Below are 11316 nucleotides of genomic sequence, written 5' to 3'. Positions count from 1 at the left end.
TTCATCTCTCAAACGCAAAGGTAGCCCAAGCAGGAAACCCGTCAAGGCTATATGAACGCCGCTACGCGTCGGCCTTGACTGGTTTCACCGCTTGGACTTTGAAGCATTTAAGAGGATTGAAAACAAAGGAAAAACAATGAAAAAAGTGTCAAGTAAATTCAGGACGTGACATTCCAATCTCAAATCTCAATTCTCAAATCTGAAATCTTATTTCCCCTACCTTTGCACCATGGAAGGTACCGCAAAGCAAGATATCAGGAAGTTGAGTTTGGAGCAGTTGGAGGAATTCTTTGTCGAAAAAGGCGAAAAGAAGTTCCGTGCCAAGCAGGTGTATGAATGGCTTTGGAACAAATCATTGAAGAACTTCGACGACATGAGCAATATCTCCAAGGAAACCCGGGAGATGCTCAAGGCGCATTTTTCCATCAACCATATCCACGTGGACCTGATGCAGCATTCCAGCGACGGCACGATCAAAAATGCCGTGAAGCTGTTCGACGGCAAAATCGTCGAGTCGGTGTTGATTCCAACTTCCAAGCGCATCACGGCCTGTGTTTCCTCACAAGTCGGTTGTAGCCTCGACTGTAACTTTTGCGCCACCGCCCGCCTCAAGCGGATGCGCAACCTCAACCCAGATGAAATCTACGACCAAGTGGTCGCGATCAAGGAGGAGGCCGAGACGTACTTCAACCGACCACTGACCAATATCGTTTTCATGGGCATGGGCGAGCCGCTGCTCAACTATGCCAACGTCGTAGAGGCGATCGATAAAATCACTTCTCCCGAAGGCCTCGGCATGGCAGCAAGGCGGATTACCCTTTCGACCGTGGGCATTCCCAAAATGATCAAGAAAATGGCAGATGATGAAGTCAAGTTCAACCTTGCCATCTCCCTGCATTCCGCCGTCAACGAGACACGAAGCCGTCTGATGCCGATCAACGATTCAAATCCCCTCGAGGATTTGGCGGAAGCTTTGAAGTATTGGTACCAAAAGACCAAGCGGAAGGTGACGTACGAATACGTCATTTGGGATGGGATCAATGACGACGAGACCCATGCGCGGGCCTTGGCCAAATTCTGCAAAATCATCCCTTCCAAAGTCAATATCATCCAATACAATCCGATCGATGAGGGTGAATATCGGCAGGCATCCCAAGAAGCGGTGGATATGTACGTGCGCATTTTGGAACAAAACGGCATCGTAGCCAAAGTCCGCAAGTCCAGAGGTCAGGACATTGACGCGGCTTGTGGCCAGCTTGCCAACAAAAATGAGGTGGCGCAACTGGGTATGGCCTGAGGGAAATTTTTCTTTTTGGATTTCAAAGGCTTAACTAGCCGCTTGTCCTTTTGAGTAGGATTTTTTCGGATGAAACAAAACTTAACTATAAGTTTGACGTAGTTTCACGTGTTCAAAGTTTTGTTTTAAGTAAACCAACCTTTATGAAAAACCTGCTGCTTTTTTTTGTTGTGCCATTTTTCTTCCCATTTATCAACCAACAGCCGCTCGGTATCGCAGAATTGACGGAAAAGATTTTGGCCAACATGGAAGCCTACGTCGCGGATTTTCCTGAGGAGAAGGCCTTTCTGCATTTGGATAAAAATATCTATTCCGCTGGCGACAATATCTGGTTTTCGTGCTATCTGACGGCAGGAAGCCCGGATGTACCATCGCCTTTGAGCAAAGTTCTTTACGTGGATCTGCTCGATAATACGGGAAACCTTATCCAACAAAAGGCGATTGAAATCAAGGAGGGGCACGGCGCAGGTGAATTTCGTCTGGATAATTTTATTCAGGAAGGCGTCTATCAGGTAAAAGCTTATTCCCATTGGATGCGCGGATTTGGGAATGATGCGGTGTTTTCGACGACAATTCAAGTTTTCGAGCCATACAATCTCAGCTTCCAACCAGCGGTTGTTTGGGAAAAATCGGAAACCAACCTAGGTACAAGCTATCAGGGATCGGTTACGGTTTTAGATCGCTCGCTCAAGCCGTTGACCTCAGGTAAGATATCCGCTACTTGGAAAATCGGCTCTACAGATATCAAAACAGATGCCCTAAAATTGGATGCTGAGGGAAAAGGGACGATAGGATTTCAAGTTCCGATCGGAAGCGAGATTGTGGTGTCGACTTTGGTTCTAACTTGGGAGGAAAACGAGGAATACCGCGTCGAGCGTCAGTTTGTATTGCCCTTCGCCAGTCGAAGTGTAGATATTCAGTTTTTGCCAGAGGGAGGTGACTTGGTAGCAGGATTTGCAAATAAGGTCGCCGTCAGGGCTGTTTATCCTGATGGCACTCCAGCCAAAATTTCCGGCCTGGTACAAAACGGAACGGAAAAAATACCTTTTGAAACAAACACATCTGGACTTGGAGTATTTAGCTTGACTCCTGAAATAGGGCAAAAATATACCGCAGAAATTACCATCGATGGCAATTCCCGCACGGTCGATTTGCCTCCAACCAAGGCTTCTGGCATTAACCTCACGGTGGACAATTCGAACGAAGCCCTTGTCAATATCCTGATACAAGCCAGAGATTTTGGACAAATATCACCAACAGGCGAAGCCCTACTGGTAGTCCATGCCCGGGGCCGCATTGGCCATATGCAGGTGATCAACCTCGCAAACGGCGTCACCGGCGCTCGCATCCGAAAAGCCCAATTGGTATCTGGAATCAATCAAATTGCCGTATTTGAGCCTGGGGGAACTCCCTTGGCGGAGCGCTTGGTATACATTTCTGGGAGAGACGAGCGTGCACTCACCGTGAACACCCCACAAGTAAATTTAGCGCCAAGGGCGAAAAATACCTGGTCATTTCAAGTGGACGGGGAAGGATTTGAAGGGGGAAACTATTCTGTGTCCGTCATCGACGCACAGGAACAATCCTTTCAGTCGAATTCCAACATTCTTTCTTATCTCAAACTCGAATCGGAACTCCAAGGAAAAATCCATCAGCCGATCAGGCTTTTTGGTCAGGATCGTGATCATGAAGGTATCGAACTCGTCATGCTGACACATGGTTGGAGGCGCTTTGATTGGGAAGAAGTTCTATCCAAGAAATTCAACAACAGCAATTTCATTGAGCAGGGCATCAATATCACAGGTACGGTTTCCCCAAAGGACGGGAACAAAAAAGGTCTTGGAGGTGGAATTATCAATGTGTTCAGCAAAGGTAACGAACAGGATTTCCTTGCAGTGGAATATACCGAAAACGGAAAGTTTATCATCGACGACATGACTTTTACGGATACCACCCAATTGGTATTGACCGTAAGGGACAAAAGACTCAAGGAACTCGTCCAACTCGAGCTTGACCCGCCTTTGGCGAAATACCAGCAATGGGAGGGATTTGTTCCGATGCAAAAGAGCTTCGAGGCTGATCGGTATTTGCAGGAGTTTTTGACGCAAGCAGAAAAGCGCCGACAGTCTTCTGCCGCTTTTGATGAGATGGGAACCGTGGATATAGTGGAATTTGTGGTGAAGGCGCAAAAGTACCAGCCCGAGCAGGAAAACATCACCCGGATGTATGGCAAGGGAGATGCAAGCCTGATTCCCTCTGATATTGGAGGTTTTGAGGGGTACTATGATATTTGGCAATTGCTCCAAGGAAGGTTTTCCGGTGTCAGCATCAAGCCCAATCCGATGGGTGCCCCGACGGTGACGATTCGTGGCGCCGGATCCCTCAATCCGGTTTCACCGATTTTCCTATTGGACAACGTGCCAGTGGACGCACAGTTTATCAGCTCGATCAGCCCGAGGGATTTAGCGGCAGTCGATGTATTCAAGGATGGTGCGAGTTTGGCGATTTTTGGTTCGGCGGGCGCAGGTGGTGCGATCGCGTTTTATACCAAGCGTGGCGGGGGAGTATTGGAAGCAGGTGAAGGGGTGTTCAATTTGAGGTTTCCGGGATATTCCACAGCTAGGGAATTTTACATGCCGAAGTATGATCAAGAAAACAGCCCCAAACCGGATTTTCGCTCGACGCTCTATTGGAATCCGAAAGTTGCAATCGATGGCAATTCAGGCACGATCGAGTTTTTCAACAGCGACGTTGTACAAGGTTACAAGCTCGTGATTCAGGGAATGGACAAAAACGGCAAGCTATCCTATTTTGAAAAAGAAATAACGCCTTGATGTCTGGATGAGCTTTGGTCAATGCCTAGAAGGATTACAGCTATTTTTTGCTGAACTCAAACAGTTTCCTTTTCTCTTCCTTGCTGAGCGCATCATAACCCTTGGCAGCAATCTTGTCCAAGATTTGGTCGATTTCCTCTTGGGTGGTCTCCTGTGATCTTGCGGCCGCACCGCTCGATTTGGAGCTTCGATAGGATTCGGAAGAGCTGACTTTTTCCTTACGGTAAGTCACCTTTACTGCGGGTTTTTTGGCAAACAGTTTTTCGAAAAACCGTCCAATCGCCTGAATCCATCCACCCATGTCCCTTCCTTTTCGCAGTTGGTTGACATAAAGAAACCCGAGGGCCGCCCCGCCCAGGTGGGCCAGTTCTCCCCCGGCATTGCTGCCGTCTGAGTTGGCAAATGCAATCAGCACATAAAAAATCGCGATGTATTTGATCTTGACCGGGCCAAGCAATAGTAGGAAGAAAGTCGTGTTGGGCGAAAGCGTGGCCGCTGCCACGACGACGGCATACACGCCAGCACTTGCACCAAGCATCTTTGCATTCGGCAGTACATCCGCAAAAAATGGGGAAACATTGTACATCAACAGGTAGAAAAGGCCACCTGCGATTCCACCCAGAATATAGATATTGGCCAGTTTTCTACTGCCCAAATACTCATGCAGCAGCATCCCGAACCAATACAGGAACAGCATGTTGAAAAGAATATGGAAGATACCTTCATGAAAAAACATGTAGGTCATGATTGTCCATGGCTTTAGCAACAACTGAGGAATCGCCGCCGGCATCATCAGATTGGTGCGCAGCAGTTCATAGATCGATGCACCTCCGGAAAAATTGAGAATCACCCTGGCAAACAACATCACGACAAACACCAAGAGGTTGATCGCAATGATCTTGTACAGGCTGTTGTTGTTTTGCCTAAATGCGTTTTTGAGATTATACCAGAATCCTTCGTACATAGCCCGATCAGTAAAAACTTTTCCTGCTTTTTTTCCAATAATATACCAACCCCGCACCAATTACCAATCCACTGAGGTGGGCAAAATGGGCCACATTGTCCTGTGGATTGTCAATGATGACTGAATATACCGTATAAACGCCATAGGCCAAGACCAAGTACTTGGCCTTGATGGGTATAGGAGGAAACAACAACATCAGCTGGGTGTTTGGGAAAAACATCCCAAATGCAATCAGCACGCCAAATAATGCCCCGGAGGCTCCCACCATCGGGAAACTTATGGAATTACTCCGAACAGCCATTAGATTGTCCTTTGCCTGCTGGATGAGTACAGGATTATCAGGATTGCGGTCATAGGCATCGATAAAGTCATACACGGAATTCTTAAACATATTCCTGTGATCTTTCACAAAATCCGTGAATAGCTCTGGACTTGGATTGGTATAAAACGAAGAAATCTGTGCATCTATCTGCGCAGTCTGAAAACTGGTGTATCCCGAATACAAAACTCCCGCACCCACGCCACAAACCATCCAAAGCGTCAATAGCTTCTTGGGGCCGATAAATTCCTCCAACAAAGGGCCGAACACAAACAATCCAAACATGTTGCTGAACAAATGCCAACCATCAGCATGCATGAACATGTAGGTCAGAAACTGTGTCGGGATAAATCTTGGGCTTTGGATATGGTACAAGGCAAAAATCGCCGAGAGGTTGGGCAACACGAAGGCTGCCACGACATACAGCGCAATATTGATGATCAGGAGATTCTTGACTATGGGCGTGATGGGTCTGAACATGAGCTATTTGTTGAAAAAGCCGTGGATCTGTTGTAAATCTATTTTGATGAAGGTTTTGTTCCCTGAAAGGCCATAATTTGGATTTTGGCAGGCAAATAGTTGTCCGACGATGGTTTCCATCTCTGCGGTATCCAATTTTGTGCCTCTTTTGATGGAGGATCTCTTGGCCATGGCACGGGCGAGACTTTCGCGTTTATCGACGGAAAGCTCGGATTTGAATATCTTGAACTGTTCCAAAAGCCCCTCAAACAAAGCCTTCTCATTGGTAACCTGGATATCTGCAGGAACACCACGGATGAGCAACGTATCTTTCCCGAACGGGTCAATCAAAAATCCCAATCGGCTGAGTTCCTCCTGCATGTCCATGACCAAAGCAAAGTCTGCAGGACTCAGTTGGATATGGGACGGAAACAAGCACTGCTGTGATGCACCTGCAGCTTGGGTAAGTTGCTTGCTGTAGCGCTCAAAAAGGATGCGCTCGTGGGCAGACTGCTGCTCGATAATGACCAAACCGGACGAAAGCTGCGCCACGACATAGCTGTTTTCTACTTGGAATGTGTTTCCCGTAGCATGACTTTCCTGAAAGGGAAACCTGTCTTCGTTGGCTTTGGAAGGAAGGGTGAGGATATCCTCAAGTTCTGGAATTTCGGCAGGAATTTCCCGCTCGGAAATCATCAGGTTTTTCTGCTGTCCCTCAAATAGCTTCTCCCAACCCGAAACAGCCTGTTTCTTGAACATGGGAGTTTGAAAGCTCTTGTATTGGTTTTCTTGGATGCCCTCATCTGTGGGAATGATATGTTCCCTGGTCAGCATTTCGGCTTGCCCGGGAGTTTTTTTCCAATTTTCGGTAAAATTGACATCATAGCTGAAATCGAGCGATGGCACGACATGGTGGGCGCCTAGGGCTTGCTTCACTGCCGACCGGATCACGGCATACACGGTCCGTTCGTCGTCAAACTTGATTTCTGTCTTGGTCGGATGGACGTTGATGTCGATATGGCTTGGGTCAATGTCCAAGAAAAGCACATAAAACGGCTGCATATCTGCACCCATCAGTCCTTCGTAGGCATTGGCCACGGCATGGTGGAGGTAGTTGTTTTTGATAAACCTGTTGTTCACGAAGAAGAACTGCTCGCCCCGCGTCTTTTTCGACGCCTCCGGTTTTCCGATGTATCCGTGGATATTGAGGTGTGGGGTTTCTTCCCGACACGCCACCAATTGTCCTTGGTAGGACTTGCCAAAGATGCCCACGATGCGCTGGCTGAGTTTTCCAGGAACAAGTTTGAAAAGCTCAAGGTCATTTTGGTACAAGCTGAATCCAATTTCCGGGTATGCCAACGCAACCCTTTGGAATTCCTCCACGATATGGCGCATTTCGACTGGGTTGGACTTGAGGAAATTGCGCCGTGCCGGCACGTTGAAAAACAGGTTTTTGACCGAAATGGATGTGCCGATTGGGCACGAAACAGGTTCTTGTTTCTTGACTTCGGACCCTTCAATTTGGATCAGCGTGCCTAGTTCGGAACTCGCTTGCCTGGTTTTCATCTCCAACTGCGCCACTGCAGCTATGGAAGCCAAAGCCTCTCCCCGGAAGCCAAATGTGCGGATGGCAAAAAGATCCTCCGTAGTGCGGATTTTGGAGGTGGCATGGCGTTCGAAACACATTCGGGCATCGGTCATGGACATGCCTTTTCCGTTGTCGATCATCTGAATGAGCGTTTTCCCTGCTTCCTTGACGATTACCTGGATATGGGTGGCACCGGCGTCTACGGCATTTTCCAACATTTCCTTGAGGGCCGATGCTGGTCTTTGGACGACCTCACCCGCAGCTATCTGGTTGGCAATCGCATCAGGAAGCAGTTGGATGATATCGCTCATTTCCCTGATTTGCCCTTAATTCTGAAAAAGACGACCAGCAATGCCAATCCACCAATCAAATAAGCCATGGTATACAAAGCTTCAGGACCCAAATAGATATACCCAAAGACTGCTACGATCAAAAGTACAAAGATGACCAAGCGCATCAGACCGGCACTATTGAACGGAGATGTGCTCCTTCCCCGGATTTGACTTCCACTGGCAAATGCCCCACGGATAGAAGATGAGTAGAAATCGCTGTCCAAATCATCCCCATCGAGCGGAATTTTGCCTTCGGCTTGGAGTTCTTTTTTGATCCGAGAGGTTCGCTGTTCGATTTCTTCCTTTACCGGGTCGTAATAACGCGGCTTGATTTCAAATCTTTGCGGGTGGGCTACTCTAAATATGGAAGGGAATTTCATGTTTGGACCGATTCAATGAATTTGGGAATATTAGAAAAAAACCTGCGTTCCGACCATCACAATATCATACTAAGCGCGGTTTTTTTTCGTAATGTTTGTGCAAACGATGTATATTCATACAAAGTTAAACCTAATCACAAGCAATAAAAATTAAACAGGAGCATGGGGGGAAAAGTTTGGCTGGTGTGGATGGGATTTTTGCTTCTCCTGATTACCGGGGCAGTTTTTGGTAGAAAGAAGCCCGCCGAAGAGATATTCAGGAAGGCAAAGGATCCCTTGGCCGTGATCGACCAATCAAGTCAGATGGCTTGGGTGGACAGTATTTTTCGGAATACGAGCTTTGAAGAAAGGCTGGGGCAGCTTTTCATGGTGGCCGCCTATTCCAACAAAGACGCGAGGCATGTCGCCGAAATCGAGAGGTTGATCACCGAAAGCCAAATCGGAGGTGTGATATTTTTCCAGGGAGGGCCGGTCCGACAGGCGCATTTGACAAATCGCTACCAATCAATTTCGAAGATCCCGCTGTTTGTAGCCATGGATGCCGAGTGGGGCGTGAATATGCGCTTGGATTCCATTATCGGATTTCCCAAGGCCATGACGCTGGGTGCCTTGCCTGACGATGAACTGATCTACGAAATGGGAAAGGAGATCGCCCACCAATTCAAAGAGTTGGGAATGCATATCAATTTCGCCCCTGTCGTAGATGTCAACTCCAATCCTAATAATCCAGTGATCGGATACAGGGCCTTCGGAGAGGAGAAAAGACTGGTCACCCGCAAATCCCTGGCCTACATGAGAGGCCTTCAGGACAATGGAATCATGGCCAATGCCAAGCATTTTCCCGGACACGGAGACACGGAGAACGATTCACATTATGCCTTGCCAGTGATCAATCATTCAGTCACGCGCATCATCGATATCGACTTATATCCTTACCGCGAATTGATCGAAAACGACTTGATGAGCGTGATGGTTGCCCATCTCCACGTCCCAAATCTGGATAGTTCACCTAACCAAGCAACAACGCTTTCCAAGTATGTGGTCAGCGATCTTCTGAAAACCCAAATGAATTTCAACGGCTTGGTTTTCACAGATGCGCTCAACATGCAGGGTGTCACCAAATATCACAAACCAGGCGAAGTGGACTTGAGGGCGCTTTTGGCCGGAAATGATGTCCTTCTGTATTCCCAGGACGTCCCAAAGGCAAAGGCGATGATCCTACAGGCTATCCAGGACGGGAAGATTTCCCAAGAAGAAGTAGAGTCCAGGATACAGAAGATTTTAAAGGCTAAGTATTGGGCTGGGCTCAGCCAAAGGAAGCCGATAGATACAAGAGACCTAGTCAATCGCATCAATCGTCCTGCTGCCGAAATCTTGGCCGAGCGGCTTTATGCCCGCGCCATCACCGTCACTTCCAACAAGAACAATCTTTTGCCATTTAGGAATTTGGACCTCAAAAACTTCGCTTCATTAACCATTGGTGGAGACGGCAAAGAGTTTCAGAAAAGGCTCGACAAATATGCCAAATTTGCCCATTTCGAAATTGGAAAGGCTGCCGATCAAGCCAGTCAGGACACGCTCGCAAAGCAACTTGCGCTATACAATCACATAGTGATCGCTATGATGGGCATCACCAACAATCCCAACAGAAGTTTTGGGATGGCGAATTCAGACTATCAGTTTTTGAAGCGCTTGTCAGAGCGCCAGGATGTGACGCTGGTAGTTTTCGGCAACGCTTATTCCACTAAGTTTTTACCGGACGTTTCACACCATGTGATTGCCTTTGAAAACAATTCGACAACGCAGCGCCTTGTTCCGGAATTGATTTTTGGGGCAAGGGATGCTCACGGAATATTGCCCGTTTCGACAAATACAACCTATAGGATGGGCACAGGAGGATATTTGGAAGGATTGAATCGGCTTTCATATACATTTCCCGAAAGCCAAGGAATGAACCGGAATGTCTTGGCAAGAATAGATACCATCATGGATATCAGTATCAAAAAAAAGGCTTTCCCGGGTGGCGTCGTTTTGGTGGCAAAGAATGGTCAGGTCGTTTTTGAAAAAGCCTATGGCTACTATGATTACACTAAGAAAAAACCAGTCACGACCGAAACGGTCTATGATTTGGCTTCCGTGACCAAGATCTTGGCGACTACGCAGGCAGTGATGTTTTTGGCCAGCCGCAACCAGATAGATATGGACAAGCCGCTCGAGAGGTATTTGCCGGAACTTAAAGGTACAAATAAGGGCCCTTTGATTTTGAAGGATGTTTTGGCACACGAGGCAGGTTTGGTGGCCTTTATTCCCCATTATGCAAAGACCGTGGAATCGGGGCGATGGAAGTCAGAGTATTATCGGGAAAAGCCTGAGCCGGGTTTCACGACCCCTGTTTCAAACAACATGTATGGAATGAATTCCCTTCGAGATAGCCTCTGGCACTGGACCATCCAATCGAAACTACGGCAAAAGGAGCAAGGCCGAAATCGATACAGCTACGTCTATTCTGATCTGACGATGTACCTGTTGCAGGCTTTGGTCGAACGGGTTACCAATCAGCCCTTGGACGAGTTTCTCGACCAAAACATCTACCAACCCCTCGGGCTGTACACGATGACCTTCAATCCTTTCAAAAAATACGGCATTGACATGGTGGCTCCGACTGAGGATGATGTTGCGTTCAGAAAAACAGTCATCCAAGGATATGTCCATGATCCGGGGGCAGCCATGTATGGGGGAGTTGCGGGGCATGCGGGATTGTTTGGAAAAGCCGGTGATTTGGCCGTCATGATGCAAATGATGCTGAATGGAGGTAAATATGCCGATGTGGATATGATGGATCCCCAGACAGTGAGTGAGTTCACGAAACGCCAATCCGCCCAAAGCAGACGAGGATGGGGTTGGGACAAACCGGAACCCGAGCGCGGTAAGGGTGGCAGTGCCGGAGTTTTGGCCTCGAAAAATACCTTCGGACATACGGGCTTCACCGGTACCTGTACATGGGCAGATCCCGATCATAACTTGGTCTATGTTTTTCTATCCAATCGTGTCCATCCAGATGCTGAAAACAACCTCTTGCTCAAGGATAATGTCCGGCAAGAGATTCACGATGTCATCTACCAGTCCATGCGTCAGTGAACCGC

The 11316-nt window shown here is 47.8% G+C and carries 7 protein-coding genes; 3 read left to right on the top strand and 4 right to left on the bottom strand.

Features of this window, described 5'->3' with window-relative positions; all coding sequences use genetic code 11:
- The first annotated feature begins 229 nt into the window (after window positions 1-229).
- Window positions 230-1297 carry a dual-specificity RNA methyltransferase RlmN gene (rlmN, locus tag L0U89_RS15710; RefSeq protein ID WP_234862388.1) on the top strand — a complete coding sequence of 356 codons (1068 nt, stop codon included), beginning with the start codon at window positions 230-232 and terminating at the stop codon, window positions 1295-1297.
- Window positions 1298-1440: 143 nt separating this feature from the next.
- Entirely contained in the window at window positions 1441-4131 is a 2691-nt protein-coding gene (locus tag L0U89_RS15705) for a Plug domain-containing protein (RefSeq protein WP_234862387.1), read from the top strand.
- Window positions 4132-4171: 40 nt separating this feature from the next.
- On the opposite strand, the gene L0U89_RS15700 is transcribed toward L0U89_RS15705, so the two are convergent.
- From L0U89_RS15700 to L0U89_RS15685, 4 genes are read right to left on the bottom strand one after another with little or no spacing between them, the layout of a single operon-like run.
- The gene (locus L0U89_RS15700; RefSeq protein WP_234862386.1) at window positions 4172-5095 is read right to left on the bottom strand and encodes a rhomboid family intramembrane serine protease; all 924 of its coding nucleotides are present in this window, start codon (window positions 5093-5095) and stop codon (window positions 4172-4174) included.
- Window positions 5096-5102: 7 nt separating this feature from the next.
- Window positions 5103-5894, bottom strand: a complete 792-nt coding sequence (locus tag L0U89_RS15695) for a rhomboid family intramembrane serine protease (protein ID WP_234862385.1) — start codon at window positions 5892-5894, stop codon at window positions 5103-5105.
- A 3-nt stretch (window positions 5895-5897) separates the two neighbouring features.
- A complete protein-coding gene (mutL, locus tag L0U89_RS15690) occupies window positions 5898-7772 on the bottom strand; it encodes a DNA mismatch repair endonuclease MutL (RefSeq protein WP_234862384.1) in 1875 nt (624 codons plus the stop codon).
- The gene (locus L0U89_RS15685; RefSeq protein WP_234862383.1) at window positions 7769-8173 is read right to left on the bottom strand and encodes a hypothetical protein; all 405 of its coding nucleotides are present in this window, start codon (window positions 8171-8173) and stop codon (window positions 7769-7771) included. The genes mutL and L0U89_RS15685 overlap by 4 nt, the downstream gene beginning before the upstream one ends.
- Before the next feature lie 162 nt (window positions 8174-8335).
- Here L0U89_RS15685 and L0U89_RS15680 point away from each other — a divergent pair, with 162 nt between their 5' ends.
- Entirely contained in the window at window positions 8336-11311 is a 2976-nt protein-coding gene (locus L0U89_RS15680; protein ID WP_234862382.1) for a serine hydrolase domain-containing protein, read from the top strand.
- Window positions 11312-11316: the final 5 nt, after the last annotated feature.

Source organism: Mariniradius sediminis, from assembly GCF_021491425.1.
GTDB lineage: Bacteria > Bacteroidota > Bacteroidia > Cytophagales > Cyclobacteriaceae > Mariniradius > Mariniradius saccharolyticus.
This window is presented reverse-complemented; position numbering and strand designations above follow the sequence as displayed.

Excerpts from the sequence above, each read along its gene's own strand:
- rlmN (WP_234862388.1), top strand. The coding sequence starts at position 230 with ATGGAAGGTACCGCAAAGCAAGATATCAGGAAGTTGAGTTTGGAGCAG.
- L0U89_RS15705 (WP_234862387.1), top strand. The coding sequence starts at position 1,441 with ATGAAAAACCTGCTGCTTTTTTTTGTTGTGCCATTTTTCTTCCCATTT.
- L0U89_RS15700 (WP_234862386.1), bottom strand. The coding sequence starts at position 5,095 with ATGTACGAAGGATTCTGGTATAATCTCAAAAACGCATTTAGGCAAAAC.
- L0U89_RS15695 (WP_234862385.1), bottom strand. The coding sequence starts at position 5,894 with ATGTTCAGACCCATCACGCCCATAGTCAAGAATCTCCTGATCATCAAT.
- mutL (WP_234862384.1), bottom strand. The coding sequence starts at position 7,772 with ATGAGCGATATCATCCAACTGCTTCCTGATGCGATTGCCAACCAGATA.
- L0U89_RS15685 (WP_234862383.1), bottom strand. The coding sequence starts at position 8,173 with ATGAAATTCCCTTCCATATTTAGAGTAGCCCACCCGCAAAGATTTGAA.
- L0U89_RS15680 (WP_234862382.1), top strand. The coding sequence starts at position 8,336 with ATGGGGGGAAAAGTTTGGCTGGTGTGGATGGGATTTTTGCTTCTCCTG.